Origin of the sequence: Janthinobacterium sp. 35 (genome assembly GCF_002754575.1) — a bacterium.
Taxonomy (GTDB): domain Bacteria; phylum Pseudomonadota; class Gammaproteobacteria; order Burkholderiales; family Burkholderiaceae_D; genus Janthinobacterium; species Janthinobacterium tructae.
This window is the reverse complement of record NZ_PEFN01000001.1, coordinates 846,046-860,820: the sequence shown is the minus strand read 5'-3', so window position 1 is coordinate 860,820 and position 14,775 is coordinate 846,046. Positions and strand designations below refer to the sequence as shown.

At 63.0% G+C, this 14,775-nt stretch carries 14 protein-coding genes; 5 read left to right on the top strand and 9 right to left on the bottom strand.

All coding sequences use genetic code 11. The features are described from left to right. Positions 1-204 precede the first annotated feature (204 nt). A complete protein-coding gene (locus tag CLU93_RS03820) occupies positions 205-1,314 on the top strand; it encodes a porin (RefSeq protein WP_099760061.1) in 1,110 nt (369 codons plus the stop codon). Here the strand turns inward: CLU93_RS03820 and CLU93_RS03815 are convergent. The 3 genes from CLU93_RS03815 to CLU93_RS03805 form a co-directional block, all read right to left on the bottom strand. Next, entirely contained in the window at positions 1,302-1,874 is a 573-nt protein-coding gene (locus CLU93_RS03815) for a DUF3617 domain-containing protein (RefSeq protein WP_099764222.1), read from the bottom strand. The genes CLU93_RS03820 and CLU93_RS03815 overlap by 13 nt on opposite strands. A 67-nt stretch (positions 1,875-1,941) precedes the next feature. Beyond that, the gene (locus CLU93_RS03810; RefSeq protein WP_099760060.1) at positions 1,942-3,489 is read right to left on the bottom strand and encodes a TerC family protein; all 1,548 of its coding nucleotides are present in this window, start codon (positions 3,487-3,489) and stop codon (positions 1,942-1,944) included. Between the two features lie 84 nt (positions 3,490-3,573). Continuing rightward, entirely contained in the window at positions 3,574-3,849 is a 276-nt protein-coding gene (locus CLU93_RS03805; RefSeq protein ID WP_099760059.1) for a hypothetical protein, read from the bottom strand. Between the two features lie 278 nt (positions 3,850-4,127). Between CLU93_RS03805 and CLU93_RS03800 the strand changes: the two genes are divergently transcribed. Together CLU93_RS03800 and CLU93_RS03795 are read left to right on the top strand one after the other, a co-directional pair. Beyond that, positions 4,128-6,974: a M16 family metallopeptidase gene (locus CLU93_RS03800; RefSeq protein WP_099760058.1), complete on the top strand. Its 2,847-nt coding sequence runs from the start codon at positions 4,128-4,130 to the stop codon at positions 6,972-6,974. Between the two features lie 121 nt (positions 6,975-7,095). Further along, the gene (locus CLU93_RS03795; protein WP_099760057.1) at positions 7,096-8,121 is read left to right on the top strand and encodes an IS110 family transposase; all 1,026 of its coding nucleotides are present in this window, start codon (positions 7,096-7,098) and stop codon (positions 8,119-8,121) included. Positions 8,122-8,402: 281 nt separating this feature from the next. On the opposite strand, the gene CLU93_RS03790 is transcribed toward CLU93_RS03795, so the two are convergent. From CLU93_RS03790 to CLU93_RS03780, 4 genes are all read right to left on the bottom strand, one after another. Then, a complete protein-coding gene (locus CLU93_RS03790) occupies positions 8,403-9,038 on the bottom strand; it encodes an OmpA family protein (protein ID WP_099764221.1) in 636 nt (211 codons plus the stop codon). Between the two features lie 214 nt (positions 9,039-9,252). Beyond that, entirely contained in the window at positions 9,253-9,399 is a 147-nt protein-coding gene (locus tag CLU93_RS27780; protein ID WP_010396376.1) for a lmo0937 family membrane protein, read from the bottom strand. A 184-nt stretch (positions 9,400-9,583) separates the two neighbouring features. Beyond that, on the bottom strand, positions 9,584-9,829 hold the full coding sequence (locus tag CLU93_RS03785; RefSeq protein WP_099760056.1) for a hypothetical protein: 246 nt from the start codon (positions 9,827-9,829) through the stop codon (positions 9,584-9,586). A gap of 149 nt (positions 9,830-9,978) precedes the next feature. Continuing rightward, positions 9,979-10,632 (bottom strand): glycine zipper 2TM domain-containing protein, encoded by a 654-nt coding sequence (locus CLU93_RS03780; protein WP_099760055.1) that lies wholly within the window; start codon positions 10,630-10,632, stop codon positions 9,979-9,981. A gap of 231 nt (positions 10,633-10,863) precedes the next feature. Here CLU93_RS03780 and CLU93_RS03775 point away from each other — a divergent pair, with 231 nt between their 5' ends. Then, on the top strand, positions 10,864-11,586 hold the full coding sequence (locus CLU93_RS03775; protein ID WP_099764220.1) for a Crp/Fnr family transcriptional regulator: 723 nt from the start codon (positions 10,864-10,866) through the stop codon (positions 11,584-11,586). A gap of 78 nt (positions 11,587-11,664) precedes the next feature. Here CLU93_RS03775 and CLU93_RS03770 read toward each other — a convergent pair whose 3' ends face one another. Next, positions 11,665-11,883 carry a glycine zipper 2TM domain-containing protein gene (locus CLU93_RS03770; protein ID WP_096234572.1) on the bottom strand — a complete coding sequence of 73 codons (219 nt, stop codon included), beginning with the start codon at positions 11,881-11,883 and terminating at the stop codon, positions 11,665-11,667. A gap of 191 nt (positions 11,884-12,074) precedes the next feature. Next, entirely contained in the window at positions 12,075-14,111 is a 2,037-nt protein-coding gene (locus CLU93_RS03765; RefSeq protein WP_099760054.1) for an AsmA family protein, read from the bottom strand. A 256-nt stretch (positions 14,112-14,367) separates the two neighbouring features. On the opposite strand from CLU93_RS03765, the gene CLU93_RS03760 reads away from it, so the two are divergent. After that, the gene (locus CLU93_RS03760) at positions 14,368-14,772 is read left to right on the top strand and encodes a DUF4398 domain-containing protein (protein ID WP_099760053.1); all 405 of its coding nucleotides are present in this window, start codon (positions 14,368-14,370) and stop codon (positions 14,770-14,772) included. The last annotated feature ends 3 nt before the right edge of the window (positions 14,773-14,775 follow it).

Here is a 14,775-nt window from a genome sequence, read left to right as displayed (position 1 = left end):
TTTTGCCGCGGATTGCCACAATCTTGGTCAAACTTGCGTGTTGTCAGTGCGCGACGTGTTTCCTGGGACTAAGCTGAAGTTTCTGTTGTACAACGCACGGATGGCTGGACAAAAAGCGAGGATAAGGTAACACTGGGATGTGACACACAGCGCATGTCCTGATCAATACCGGGAAGTTTCACCCACGTCACCGAGATATTTATCATGAAGACCTCGTATTTTGCGCTCGCTGTGATAGGGATGGGGCCGTTCGCGCTGGGCGCAATGGCCCAGGCCGCCGATGGCGCAGGCAGTGCCGCAGCGAGTAACGTTGCCGTGTACGGCGTGCTTGACGCGGGCATCGTTGCCGAGCGGGGCTGTGCCGCCAATTGCGCCAGCAGCAAGGTGTCCGGCGGCGTTGCGTCCGGCTCGCGCCTGGGGCTGCAGGGCCGCGAAGCGCTGGGCAATGACGTGTCCGCCGTATTTACCCTGGAAGCGGGCGTGCAGAACGACACGGGCCAGTCGGAAGACGGCCGTCTGTTCGGCCGCCAGGCTTACGTGGGCCTCGACAGCCGCCTGGGCGCGCTGACCCTGGGCCGCCAGTACAACCTGCAATACCTGGCGCTCACCGATGTGGCCGACCCGTTCAAGGGCGGCATGGCCGGCAGCGCCAGCAACCTGGCCGGCTACAGCGTGAAACGCTACGACAATACCGTCAAATACGTGTCGCCCGCCTTGCGCGGCGTGTCCGCCAGCGCCATCTACAGCTTTGGCGAGTCGCCGTACAGCAACGCCAACAACCGCGCGTACGGCGCCACCCTCGGCTATTCGGCCGGCACCGTGAATGTTAGCGTGTCGCACCAGCGCAAGAACAACTTCATCCTCGCTTCCGGTACCTTGCCCGCCATCGACATGTCGGCCCGCAATACCCTGATCGCGGCCAATGTCGACCTGAAAGTGGCCACCGCCTTTGCCGCCGTGGGCGTGAACAAGGGCTATGGCAGTTCACCGTGGGATCCGAACAACGCCTACAGCTCGCTGGCCCTGTCGATGTCGTCCTCGGACAGTCGCGACACCTTGCTGGGCGTGTCCGTGCCCGTGGGCGGCTTCAAGCTGCTGGCGTCCTGGGTGCGCAAGGATGACCGCGATCTGGCCAACCGCGACGCCAGCCAGGTGGCCGTCGGCCTCACGTATTCCTTGTCAAAACGCAGCGATTTCTACGCGTCCTACGCGAAGATCCACAACAAGAACGGCGCCCGCTACACGGTGGGCAACGCCAGCGATGCGGGCCGCGGCGACGCCGCTTTTAATCTGGGTTTCCGTCACGGCTTCTGAGCTGCTGTTGCCGCCGGGGCCGGGCAGCTGGCGCCCAGCCACTTGCCGTTGCTCGTCACATTTACCTGTTCCGGCGTGCCGCGCGCGCTGGTCGTCACGGCCAGTTGCATGCTGAACGCCTGCTCGCCGGTGAACATGACCTTGCCTTCGCCGCTCGATTTCGGGTTGGCGCACGTAAACGACACATGCATGCCGCCCGCGATATCCGTATTTTTCGATTTGCAGTCGCCGGGCTGGCCCGTGGGAATCTGCTTGCGCGCAGCCATGTCCGGCGTCACGCAGGCCGTCACGCGCACGGCGCCGTCGGCGCCCACGGTGGGCATGGCCATGCCGCGGCTGGCGGCCATGCTTTCCAGTTGCTTGCGTTGATCGGGAGGAAGGTTGCCCAGTTGCTGCAACACCATGGACATGGCGTTGTCGGTGGCGGCGTCGGGCGAGGCCATCTTGCTGTCGACTTGCCACAGGCCGGGCTTGATGGCGGCGGCCTGCGCGGTGGCCTGGGCATGGCTGCCGAAGGCGGCGCAAGCCAGCAGGGTCAGGCGTAGCAAAGAGTGTTTCATGTTGGCGTCTCCAAAAAAGGCAGCCCCCAGCATACGGCATGGCAAGCGGGGCACGCTTGCCATTGTGTTACAAACTGTGATCGGGCTCGATGCGGCGCACGTCCACGCAGGCGATGCGGCGCTCGTCCGCTTCGACGATTTCATAACGCAGATCATCGAGTTCCAGCACTTCGCCCACGGCCGGCATGTTTTCAAAATGCGCCAGCAGGAAGCCGGCCAGCGAATTGTAGTCGCCGTCTTCGCTGACCAGGGACTCCGTCTCGAACACTTGCTCCAGGTAATGCAGGTCGGTGGCGCCATCGATGCGCCAGTGGCCGGGGCCCAGCACCTCCACGTCGGGTAGCTCGTCCTCGTCGGGGAATTCGCCGGCGATGGCTTCGAGGATGTCGATCGGCGTGAGCACGCCTTGCACGGTACCGAACTCGTCGACCACCAGCACCAGCTGGCCGCGCGAGCGCTTCAGGGTTTCCATGGCTTTCAGCACGCCGGCCGCTTCCGGCACGACGACGGCTTCGCGCATGCTGGCCGGGTCGATCTTGCCATGCGAGACGAGGTCTTCGATCAGGTCCTTGCTGCGCGCGATGCCGACCACATTGTCCAGGTCATCATTGCAGACAGGAATCATGCTGTGCGGCGTTTCGCGCAGCAGTTGCAGCATCTTCTCGCTGCTGTCGTTCAGGTTGACCCACGAGACGTCGCCGCGCGGCGTCATCACCGAGCGGATCGAGCGTTCGGCCAGGGTCAGCACGCCGCTGACCATGTTGCGCTCTTCCACGCCGAAGGCGGAGACATCGGGCATTGCCTTGACTTCATGCTCTTCGACGGCTTCGCGGCCCTTGCGTCCGCCCAGCAGGCTCAGGACGGCTTGCGCCGTGCGGTCGCGCAGCGGCGCGTTCGATTGCAGCTTGAGGAAGTTGCGGCGCGCCAGCTGATTGAAGAACTCGATGACGATCGAGAAACCGATGGCCGCGTACAGATAGCCCTTCGGAATGTGGAAGCCCAGGCCCTCGGCGACCAGGGAGAGGCCGATCATCAGCAAGAAGCTCAGGCACAGCACCACGACGGTGGGGTGGGCGTTGACGAAGCGCGTCAGCACCTTCGAGGCGAGCATCATGACGACGATGGAAATGACGACGGCCGCCATCATCACGTACAGATTGTCGACCATGCCGACGGCCGTGATGACGGCGTCGAGCGAAAAGACGGCGTCGAGCACGACGATCTGCGCCACCACCAGGCCGAAGCCGGCGTAGACTTTCGGGCCCGTCTGGGCATGCGTGATGCCTTCGAGGCGCTCATGCAGCTCGCTGGTCGCCTTGAACAGCAGGAACAGGCCGCCGAAGAGCAGGATCAGGTCGCGTCCCGAAAACGAGAATGTCGATAGGGAAAATAGTGGCGTGGTCAGGGTGACCAGCCAGGAAATCAGCGAGAGCAGGCCCAGGCGCATGACGAGGGCCAGGGTGAGGCCCAGCACGCGCGCCTTGTCGCGCTGGTGCGGCGGCAGTTTCTCGGCCAGGATGGCGATGAAGATCAGGTTGTCGATACCCAGTACGATTTCCAGTACGACCAGCGTCAGCAGGCCGACCCAGATTGTCGGGTCAAATAACCATTCCATGTGTGTAACCTTGTAAAGTCAATCAATATAAAGCGTGCCCGGCGGCGGATTGCCCCGGGTCTGAATGCGCTGCGTGCTGCGGTGTCAGTGGCGGACGCGCGGCGGCCGGGTGGCCTGCCGCGCGTCCGCTTCGGCAAGTGCGCCCGGTCCCGCCTGCCAAATGATGGCGCAAAACGGCGCGCCCTGGCGCGAGGTCGGGTACAGCGTGATGGGATCGTTGTCGCATTCTTCGGCGTCGCAGTTGTCGCCGGACAAGCCGGCGTGGAGGCTGGCGTCGGGACAGTCGATGCCGAAGGCGGGCGTGGCGGTAGCGCCGGCCGCGATTGCATGCTGGAATGGGGAAGGACTGGCGTAAGCCATGCTGGCGAACGCCTGGGGCAAGGCGATGAAAACAAAAAGGCAGAGCAGGACGAGAGCTCGTCTCATATACAGGCAGATAGTTCTGGAACGGCGAGTATAACACGGGCACATAACAGCCTGATGACAGGGACTTGCGTAACTGATAAGTATGCCGTAAATTGTGAGAGCAATCATTGCACCGGGCAGCGAAGACGCAGCGCGGGCCCGGCGACAATCGTTGCGTTTGTATCGTATGGCGCTTGCGCTTCTATATAACGTAGTGTTACCAGGACTTTGCCTTGAAACCCATTACCGCCCTCCTGCTTGCCGCCGGCATCCTGTCGCCGTCGTTCATCCTGGCCGCCACCCCGGTGGAAGCCGCACCGACCCAGAAAGCCGGCAAGGCCGCACCCAACCGCGGCGCCGCCGTCAAGGTCACGTCCGTCGAAGGCATCACCGAATACCGCCTGGCCAATGGCTTGCGCGTGCTGTTGTTCCCCGATGCCAGCAAGCCGACCCTGACCACCAACATCGTCTACCTGGTCGGTTCGCGCCATGAAAACTATGGCGAAACGGGCATGGCCCACTTGCTGGAACACTTGCTGTTCAAGCCCAGCGCCAACTTCGGCATCAAGAAGGGCACGAAAACCCCCGTCGAGATCCTGAACTCGACGGGCGCGCAGTTCAACGGCACGACCTGGTACGACCGCACCAATTACTACGCCACCTTCCCCGCCAACGACGACAACCTGCGCCAGATGCTGGCCATGGAAGCGGACCGCATGGTCAACGCGGCCATCGACCAGAACGACCTGTGGAACCCGAAGACGCAAAAAGGTGAAATGACGGTCGTGCGCAACGAGTTCGAAATGGGCGAGAGCGATCCGATCGGCGTGACGAGCGAACGCATCCAGGCCATCGCCTACGACTGGCACAACTATGGCAAGTCGACCATCGGCGCCCGTTCCGATATCGAGCAAGTCAACATTCCCCGCTTGCGCGCGTTTTATCATAAATACTATCAGCCCGATAACGCCGTGCTGATGGTGGCGGGCCGCTTCGATGAAGCCAAGGTCTTGCAGCAGATCAATGCGCTGTTCGGCAAGATCCCGAAACCGACGCGCGTGATCGAACCCACCTACACGGCCGAGCCCGTGCAAGATGGCGAGCGCGCCGTGACGGTGCGCCGCAGCGGGGGCACGCAATTCGTCGGCGCCGGCTACCACGTGGCGCCGTCCGGCAACCCGGACGCCGTCGCCATCGAGGTGCTCGGCCACGTGCTGACGGACGCCCCGGCTGGCCGTTTGCACAAGGCGCTGGTGGAAACCAAGCTGGCCAGCAAGATCGAATACAACTCGGTGAGCAACCTGGAGCCGGGCTACAACCTGTTCGGCGCTCTGGTGCCCATCGATGGCAACCTGGATGCGGCGCAAGCGGCCATGCTGAAAGTGCTGGAAGACTTGAAGTCGCAGCCGGTCACTGAGGCGGAAGTGGCGCGCGTCAAGCAGCAGCTGAACAAACAGATCGAACTGGCCACCTCGAACACGGCGCGCCTGACGATTGCCCTGACGGAGTCCTTGGCGGCCGGCGACTGGCGTTTGTTCTTCCTGCAGCGCGACCAGCTCGACAAGCTGACGACGGCGCAGGTGCAGGCGGCGGCCGAGAAATACCTGAAGAGCTCGAACCGCACCCTGGGCCGTTTCATCCCCACCGATGCGCCGGACCGCACCGTTGTGCCGGCCTACGCCGACGTGGCGCCGCAACTGGCCGGCTACACGGGCCGCGCCGTGGTGGCGCAGGGCGAGGCGTTCGATCCGAGCCCCGAGAATATCGAAGCGCGCACCCAGCGCTTCACCTTGCCGAACGGCTTGAAGGGCGCCTTGCTACCGAAGAAAACCAAGGGCAGCACCGTCAGCGTCGTGCTGAAACTGCAGATCGGCAGCGAAGAGAGCTTGCGCGGCAAGGGACAAGTGGGCAGCTACACGGCCAATCTGTTGTCGCGCGGCACGGATAAAATGTCGCGCCAGGAAGTGAAGGACAAGTTTGACCAGCTGGGCACGCAAGTGGCGATCACGGGCGGCGCCGAGGGCGTTACCGCCATGCTGATGGGCAAACGCGAGAATTTGCCGGCCGCCATGGATCTGTTGGCGCAAGTGTTGCAAAAGCCGGCCCTGAACGCAACGGAATTCCTGGAATTGCAGCGCGAAAGAGTCGGCCGCGCGGAGCAGGAATTGCCTGAACCGCAGCCGCTGGCCGTGAACGCCTTCCGTCGCCTGCTCGACGCCACGCCGGAAGGCCATGTGCGCCACGTGGCCACTCTTCCGGCCGAACTGGCAGAATGGAAAGCCATCAAGGTGACCGATGTGCAAGCCTTCCATGGCGCCTACTATGGCGCGTCGAACGCCACCTTTGCCGCCGTGGGTGATTTCGACCCGGCCGCGCTGAAGGCGCAAGTGGCCAGCCTGTACGGCAGCTGGAAGGCGCAGCAGCCGTATGTGCGCATTCCCGATGCCGTCAAGCCCGTCAGCGGCGAAAAAGTCACGCTGGAAACGCCGGACAAGGCGAATAGCGTGCTGTTCGCCATCCAGCCGATTCCTCTCAAGGATGATGCCGCCAGCTATCCGTCCTTGCTGATGGCCAATCACATGCTCGGTGGTGGCGCCTTGCGCAGCCGCCTGGCCGACCGCATCCGCCAGAAGGAAGGCTTGTCGTACGGCGTCGGTTCGCAGGTGAGCATCCCGTCGCGCGAGCCGGCCGGCTACTGGATGGCGTACGCCATCAGCGCGCCGCAAAACACGGTCAAGGTGGAAGCGGCCCTGCGCGAGGAAATCGCCAAGGTGCTGGCCGACGGCTTCACGGAAGCGGAACTGGCCGAGGCGAAGAAAGGCTGGCTGCAATCCCAGGAAGTGGGCCGCACGCAGGACAGCGGTCTGGCGCGCGAACTGGCCGGCTACCTTGCCGAAGACCGCACCATGGCCTACGACAAGGATCTGGAAACGAAAGTGGCCGCCTTGACCCTGGCGCAAGTGAACCAGGGCTTGCGCGAGTACCTGAAGCCATCGGCCGTGTCGGTCGTGACGGCGGGCGATTTTGCCAAGGTGGCGAAAGAGGGTGAGAGCGGCGCCAAGGCAACGACGTCGAAATAAGCTGTTTTCAATGGAAAAAACCCGCCGGCAAGTGACCTTGCCGGCGGGTAATGAGATGGTCACCCTCCACCCTATAAGTTACTAAACTTATAGGGTGTTTTCATTTCTGAAGGAGGCCATCATGGAAAACGTCATGCTCATCGGCATCGATCTCGGCAAACACAGCTTTCATGTCCACGGACAGGATCGTCAAGGTAAAACACTGCTGCGCAAGAAGTTCAGCCGCCCACAACTGATCGCGTTTCTCGCCACTTTTCATCCCTGTACCATCGTCATGGAGGCCTGTGCCGGAGCGCACTGCATCGCCCGGCAACTGGCCAGCTTTGGCCATGAGGCCAAGCTGATCTCGCCGCAGTTCGTGCGCCCCTTCGTCAAGAGCAATAAGAACGACTTCATCGATGCAGAAGCCATTTGTGAGGCGGCCAGCCGTCCTGCCATGCGTTTTGTCACGCCCAAGAACGAGGCCCAACAGACGCTTTCGGCGCTGCACCGCGTGCGCGAATCGCTGGTACGCGAGCGTGTCAAGGCGAGCAACCAAATCCACGGCTTTCTGCTGGAGTTCGGTATCAGCTTGCCCGTCGGCCACGCGGCGATCAAGCGCTTGCCTTCCGTGCTGGCAGAACAGCGCCTGCCAGCACGGCTGGTACAAGTGCTGGAGCGACTGCATGCCCATTTCAAGTACCTCGACCAGCAGATCGCCGAGATCGAGAAGGATCTGACCCGGCAAGTCACTGAAGATGATCTGGGCCAGCGGCTCATGACGGTACCGGGTATCGGACCGATCACCGCCAGCGTGCTGGCCGCCGAAGTCGGTGACGGCAAGCACTACCGCTGCGGGCGTGACTTCGCCGCCGCCGTCGGGCTGGTGCCACGCCAGTACAGTACCGGCGGTAAAAACAAGTTGCTGGGCATCAGCAAGCGCGGCGACAAGAATCTGCGGCGCCTGCTGGTGCAGTGCGCGCGGGCCTACATGCAGCGACTGGAGCGCCAACGCGGACAGCTGGCACAATGGGTCCGCTCTATGCTCACGCGTCGCCACTCGAATGTGGTGGCGTGCGCCCTGGCCAACAAACTGGCGCGCATGGCATGGGCCATCGCGGCCCACCATACCGAATTTGAAATAAAAGAGGCCCCCATGACAACATGAGGGCCTCCCAGACTCACCGTTTGACAGCACACCTACCTGGTTTTGCGACTGCTGATATTGGATGACGTGAACGGCACACCGGCCTGCCGGATACTCTGGCTAAAAAATCGGCTGTGAAAGCCGAGCGGGTTTTCAGGACCGACAGGCGCGACTCTCATCGTGGCGCGGAGATCCATCTCCAACCAGACGCCGGATAGATTTAAGCAAGCCTACTCACATCATACAAAATCAGCTTGCAAAAAGGAGGGTGACCATAGATTTTTTTATTGAATCAAGCCAACTTAGCGTGGCGCCATTTCGGCTACGTAGATTTCCACGCGGCGATTGCGTGCGCGTCCCGAGGCATCGGCATTCGAGGCGATCGGCTCGCGGGCGCCGCGGCCTTCCGTGACGACGCGCGTTGGCGACACGCCACGCATGGCCAGGTAGTCGCGCGTGTGGGCCGCGCGTTCCACCGACAGCGGTTCGTTGATGGAAGCGCTGCCCGTGCTGTCCGTATGGCCGACGATGCTGACCGTGGTGTTCGGGTTTTCATTCAGGGTGGCAGCAAAGCGGTCGAGAATCGGGCGGAAGTTGCCCTTGATGTCGGCGCGGTTGGTGTCGAAGGAAATATCGCTGGGGATTTCCATTTTCAGGCGGTTATCGGCCGTCTGCGACACTTGCACTCCGGTACCTTGTGTCGCTTGTTCCATCGCGCGCTTCTGGTTTTCCATGCGGTTCGACCAGATATTGCCGACTACGGCGCCCGCTGCCGCACCGAGCAGGGCGCCGCCGGCCGTACGGCCGCCGCTGCCGCCACCGGTGGTGCCGCCGATCAAGGCGCCCAGGCCCGCGCCGATGCCGGCGCCCGTGGCCGTGCCACGTTGCGTCGAGGACATGTCCGCGCAGCCGCTGGCGGCCAATGCGATCACCAGCATGCCGATCAGGGATTTGGCGCCAGGGCCTTTTTTGAAGGTTTCTTTCATGGATTTTCTCCTTGTTTTGTTATTGGGACATACCCAGGACTACCCGTACACGTTACTGCAAAATGCCACTGCTTGCCAGTGCGTGCCCACTGTCGCTAAAAGCGGCAAAAGAGCGGCGCCCGTTTGCACGCGCGCCGCTCTTCTCAGGCCAGGCTAACGGCCTGGGCTATAAGCCGCGCCCGCTGATCAGGCGCAGCAGCACCATGATCACGGCGACCACCAGCAGGATGTGGATGAAGCCGCCAATGGTATAGGAAGTTACCAGGCCCAGCAGCCAAAGAATAATGAGTACGACGGCGATTGTATACAGCATGATGTGTCCTCCGAGAGTAATGTGTGGATGACGGCGGCGGCCCAAGCCTTGCAGGCGCTGGCGCGTGGCGCCGTCATCGGTTTTTTGTCATTGCGCGGCGATTGGGTCGCTGAACGCTGATGCCATGACTTAGTGTCTACTTTGTTTCGCTTGAGTTCTGTACGCTGTCGTACACAAGGATCAACTATCGGGACCGGTCAGCATGGTCATCTGCCATGCCCGGTATCCAGGCCAGCATGCCGGCCATGCCGACGGCCCCCGCCAGGCAGCTGACCATGCCGCCGGTCAGCAGCAGCATCACGCCGAACACGGGCGCGCTCGCTTGCAATGGCGCCAGGTCCAGCGCGCAGAAGCCCAGCGCGGTGGCCAGGATGCCGGCTCCGATCAAGCCGAGCCAGATCCGCTTACTGCCTGCCTTGTCGTTTTCCATCCCAGCTCCTTGAAGATATTCGTTGAATTTTCCTGAGTGCATCATCTCGCGGGACGGAAAACTCATCTGTACGCCAACGAACATGGCTAAAAAGAAAACACCCGGACAGGCCGGGTGTGTGTTCGGTTTAAACGCCGGCTGGCGGCCGCTTAGCCCATGGCGCGCAAGCCGCCGTTGACGACGCGTACGCGGTCGCCCTGGCGCCAGTTCGGCGCGGCGCTCTGGTGCACGGTGCGCGTCTTGCCGTTATCGAGGCGCACGACGATGTTGTAGCTGCGCGTGGCGCGCACGCTGCCTTCGATCTGGTTGCCGGCCACGGCGCCGCCAACGGCGCCCAGCACGGTGGCCAGTTGCTTGCCGTGGCCGCCGCCTACCTGGTTGCCCAGCAAGCCGCCGACGACAGCGCCGCCGGCCGCGCCGACGCCGCTGCCTTCGGCGCGCGTATTGACTTCATGGATGGCTTCGATCACGCCGCAATTGCTGCATACCTGCGGCGCCGGGGCGGCTGCCGCGTATTGCTGCTGTGGTTGCTGTTGCGGCTGGCGCACGGGTTGCTGCTGCTGTTGCTGCGGCGGCAGGGCGGCCAGCGGCTGCGCGCTGGACGGTTGCAAGTTCGCTTGCGGCTGGTTCGCCTGCAGGCTGGCCAGCTGTTCGGCCGAGGTGCTGGCCGCCAGTGGCTGGGCATCGCGCTGGGACGAGGGCAGCCAGCCCATCAGGGCCGCCGTGCCCACGCCGCAAAACAGCAGGACGGCGACGGCGGCGGCAAGCACCAGCGGATGGAGGGATTTGGTGGTGGTAGTCATGGAGAGCTCCTTGGTTTTTTTGAAATAATGAAATGGGTAGTGCGTGTTATCCGTGCATGCAGCCAGTGTGCTGTGCCGCGTGCCCCGCTTCCGTGCGTCACCGTACATACAGGCACGGTAGTGCACCGTAGGCTAAGTAAAAATTATGTCGAGTTGTAACGACACCAAGGAAAAGCAATGCCACCAACGAACGCCAGCATGACCCTGTCCCGCGATGCAGGCCGATCCGGCATGGGCACGCCTGCGGGCGCGCTGGATGCCGGTAACCGCTTGCTGGCCTGCCTGCCCGAGCACGACTTGCGGCACCTGGCCGCGCTGTTCGAGAGCGTCACGGTCGAGGTGGGCGAGGTGCTGTACGAACCGGGCCAGCCTATCAGTCACATCTATTTCCCCGGCGATTGCCTGATCTCGCTGCTGGCCGTGGCGGAAGGCCGCATGACCCTGGAAGTGGGCTCCGTCGGCCGCGAAGGCGTGCTGGGCGCTTCCGTCGCGCTGGGCCATGACCTGGCGCAAGTGCGTGCCGTGGTGCAACGTTCCGGTACGGCCAGCCGCATCGGGCGGGCCGAGTTCTGCGCCGAGTTCGCCCAGCTCGATTCCCTGCAGCGTTTGCTGTACCGCTACACGGACACCTTGCTGGCGCAAGCCATCCAGATTGCCGTGTGCAGCCGCTTTCACGTGCTTGAGGCACGCCTGGCCCGTTCGCTGCTGATCACGCGCGACCGCCTTCAGTCGGAAAAATTTCACCTGACGCATGAATTTCTCGCCCACACCCTGGGCGTGCGGCGGGTCGGCGTGACCAAGGCGGCCAGCGCGCTGCAGCAGCAAAAACTCATCACCTACAGCCGCGGCAATATCGAGATCCTCGATTCTGCCGGCCTGGAAGCCGTCTCCTGCCGCTGCTACGCGCTGGTCAAGGACAGCGGCGCCATCGGCATGGCCAACGTCTTCGTCTGATCTTCCTCATCCTCGTGCCGCGGACGCAAAAAAGCGGGGCGGGCGCCTGGGCACCCACCCCGCTTTCTTGAGTACCAATTACTTCGGCTTGACCTGGTTACCGATCACGCCGCCGACGGCGGCGCCGCCGATTGCGCCGACGGCGCTGCCGCCCGTCAGCACGGAACCGGCAACGGCGCCGACACCGGCGCCGATGGCCGTGTTTTTATCCTGGCCCGACATGTTGGCGCAAGCGGTCAAGCTCAGCAGCAGAGCGGCAACGGAAGTGGTAGCGGCGATTTTTTTAATGATTTGCATGATAGTTCTCCTATGAATTCGGACCTCGTGGCGCCGGCATGGTGTGGGCCGGTGGGACTTCGTATCGCCACGTCTTGGTGTTTCAGGCACGATCACAGAATAGGATTGTGGCAAGGCAGGGTCTGTTCGGCAACGCACATAGGGGTGTAACAATTGTAATCATGCACGGCCGCCCTCTCTTGCCATCTTGTTCAGCGGCTTTTGCGCGGTGTCTTGCCCGGTTTCGGCGCCACCGGTTTCACGCGCGCCTGGGCCAGCAGGGTTGCGCATTCGCTGTCCTCGCCAGGGCCGGTATTGACCAGCGGCAGCAGGGCGGCCACGGGCGCCACCACGGCCAGCGCCAGGGCACCGCCGGCGCGCAGGGCCAGCACGCCCTTGTCGACGCTCACGTCGGGCTTGCTGAAAGTGCCCTGCACATACAAGGGCGAGCGCAGCGAAAAGATGCGCAAGCCCTTGCTGTCCGGCTGCAAGGTCAGGTCCAGCTGCTCGTTGGCCAGGTTCACCGTGCCGTCGACATGCAGCACGGCATCGTCCGTGTCGACGAGGAACTGGCGCGTGCGCATCAAGCCCTTGGTGACGACGAAATCGGCGGCCATGCAGTTCAGCTTGACCTGCTTGTCGCCTACCAGTTTGGTCAGCACGATGCTGCCGATATTCAAGCCCATTTCTTCCAGCAACAGCTTGCTGATGCTGCCCCGGTTGATCAGTGCGCGCACTTCGCCGTTTGAACTGCCCAGCAGGCTGGCGACGGAATTGCCCGTGGCCGACAGCGACGCGTCGCCATTGATTTCGCCCACGCTGGCCTGCAGGGCCGGCAGGCGGGGAAACAGTTGCTGGATGTGCAGATGGCGCGCGCTGGCCTTGAGTTCGGCCGCGATGCCGTTGGCGATGACCTTGCCGCTGCCGTCGAGCCTGATCTGCGACGTCAGGGTGCCGCCCGCCACGTTGAAGTTGAGCGGCGTCAGGGATAGCACGCCATCCGTCAGCACCACGTGCGTGTCGAGCTTGCTGATCGACAGTTCGGCGTCGCGCGTGATTTTATCGGCCGTGTAGCGCACGTCGGCGTCCAGGCTGGTCCAGCGCTCCGTCTTGAAGGTTTCCACCGGCAGCACGCGGCCGGCCGGCTGCGTCGACGGCACGCCCCGTTCCTTCTTGCTGGCGCTGGAATCGGCGCCCACCAGCGGACCGAGGTCGGAAAATTGCAGCAGGCGCGAGTGGACTGCGCCCGTCAGGCGCTTGCGCGGCGTGCTGGCGGAAAACGCCAGCTTGCCACTGATGTCGCTGGAACCCACCTTGCCGCTGAACTGGTCGTACACCCATTCGCCGCCACGCGGCGCCAGGGTGCCCGTCAAATGGCCTTCCGTGCTGAAATGCGGTGTTTCCGGCAGCAGCACGCCCGTCAAGGGATACAGGCGCGCCATGCTGGGCCCGGATATTTTCAGGCGCACGTCGAGCGCGGCCAGGTCCGCCGGGCGCGTCAGCGTGCCTTCGATGGCCACGCTGCTGCCGCCGACGCGCATGTCGGCCTGGATGGGGAAGGGCGTGCCTTGCTGCTGCAGCGACAGCACGCCGCCCGCCTTGCCGCCGCCCTGGATACTTTCGCCGCGGTATTTGCCCGACAGCTTCCAGGCGATGCCGTAGCGCGCATCGTCCGCGATGGTGTCGACGTCGGCGCGCATCGCTGTGTGCGTGACGGCATCGTCCAGGGTCACGCTGCCCTTGCTGAAGACCACGCTTTGCAGTTCCAGTTGCCACGGCGACGGCTGCTCCTGCTTGTCGAAGGTCCAGTTGTTCTTGCCGTCCTGCTTGCGCAGCAAGCGCACCTGCGGTGTGTCGAAGCGCAATTGCGGGATGACGATTTTCTTCTCCAGCAGGGCCAGTGGATTGAGTGAAAACGCCAGCTGGCTCACGCTGGCCAGCTGCGCAGGCTCATCCGTTCCTGCCATGGCGCTCGGGTTGCCCAGGCGCACGTCCTGGGCCTGCAAGTGCGGCCACGGCAGGTAGGCGCGCCAGTTTTGTTGCCCCGCAGCCGGTGGCTGCTGCCATGTCAGCGACAGGTCGCCTGCAATGGCAAAGGGCCGGCCCAGCGCTTCGCTGGCGCGCGCATTGAGCCAGGGCTTGGCGCGGTTCCAGTCCATATTGAGCAGGGCGACGGCGGCGGCGACGGGTAATGCGATGAGTACGGTGGCACTGGCGAGGGCGATTTTCTGGCGGCGGGAGAGGGGCATAAGCTGATTCTTTCTGGACAAGTAGACACGATGCTACAGGAATCGCTACAAAGCCGGTCCCGTTTCAGGTTTTGCTGGCGTGCAGGTGCGCTGGCGTACGTTGCCCATGCAAGTATTGTCGATTTCTTACTCTATGTGCGGCACCGAACGGATATATGGGGAGCCGGAGCCTATAACGTCATACATCAAACGCAGTTCCTGATTTCAGATGTACCGACGTTGAACCCTACCGCTTAACATTCTCCAGGAGAAAAAAATGACAAACCGAGATTCCATCAAAACCCCCATGACCGCTCTGGCCGCCTGCCTCACCGCCGTTGTTCTGATGACGGGTTGCTCCAGCCTGAAAACGCCTGCGACGGCCGATGTCGCCGTATCGCGCGCCGCCGTCGATAACGCCGCCAGCGCCGGCGCCGCCGAACTGGCACCCGATGAAATGCGTTCGGCCCGCGAAAAAATGCGCATGGCTAACCAAGCCTTGAAAGACCGCGACTACAAACTGGCGCGCGACCTGGCCGACCAGGCGCAAGCCGATGCCAAGCTGGCGCAAAGCAAGGCCAACTCGGCCAAGGCCACCAGCGCCGCCGATGAGATCAACGAGAACATCCGCGTCATGCGCGAAGAACTCGACCGTGCCAATCAGCAAGCCCCAAAACAATAAACA

Excerpts from the sequence above, each read along its gene's own strand:
- CLU93_RS03805 (WP_099760059.1), bottom strand. The coding sequence starts at position 3,849 with ATGGCTTACGCCAGTCCTTCCCCATTCCAGCATGCAATCGCGGCCGGC.
- CLU93_RS03770 (WP_096234572.1), bottom strand. The coding sequence starts at position 11,883 with ATGCAAATCATTAAAAAAATCGCCGCTACCACTTCCGTTGCCGCTCTG.
- CLU93_RS03780 (WP_099760055.1), bottom strand. The coding sequence starts at position 10,632 with ATGACTACCACCACCAAATCCCTCCATCCGCTGGTGCTTGCCGCCGCC.
- CLU93_RS27780 (WP_010396376.1), bottom strand. The coding sequence starts at position 9,399 with ATGCTGTATACAATCGCCGTCGTACTCATTATTCTTTGGCTGCTGGGC.
- CLU93_RS03795 (WP_099760057.1), top strand. The coding sequence starts at position 7,096 with ATGGAAAACGTCATGCTCATCGGCATCGATCTCGGCAAACACAGCTTT.
- CLU93_RS03765 (WP_099760054.1), bottom strand. The coding sequence starts at position 14,111 with ATGCCCCTCTCCCGCCGCCAGAAAATCGCCCTCGCCAGTGCCACCGTA.
- CLU93_RS03820 (WP_099760061.1), top strand. The coding sequence starts at position 205 with ATGAAGACCTCGTATTTTGCGCTCGCTGTGATAGGGATGGGGCCGTTC.
- CLU93_RS03810 (WP_099760060.1), bottom strand. The coding sequence starts at position 3,489 with ATGGAATGGTTATTTGACCCGACAATCTGGGTCGGCCTGCTGACGCTG.
- CLU93_RS03775 (WP_099764220.1), top strand. The coding sequence starts at position 10,864 with ATGGGCACGCCTGCGGGCGCGCTGGATGCCGGTAACCGCTTGCTGGCC.
- CLU93_RS03815 (WP_099764222.1), bottom strand. The coding sequence starts at position 1,874 with ATGAAACACTCTTTGCTACGCCTGACCCTGCTGGCTTGCGCCGCCTTC.
- CLU93_RS03790 (WP_099764221.1), bottom strand. The coding sequence starts at position 9,038 with ATGCTGGTGATCGCATTGGCCGCCAGCGGCTGCGCGGACATGTCCTCG.
- CLU93_RS03785 (WP_099760056.1), bottom strand. The coding sequence starts at position 9,829 with ATGGAAAACGACAAGGCAGGCAGTAAGCGGATCTGGCTCGGCTTGATC.
- CLU93_RS03760 (WP_099760053.1), top strand. The coding sequence starts at position 14,368 with ATGACAAACCGAGATTCCATCAAAACCCCCATGACCGCTCTGGCCGCC.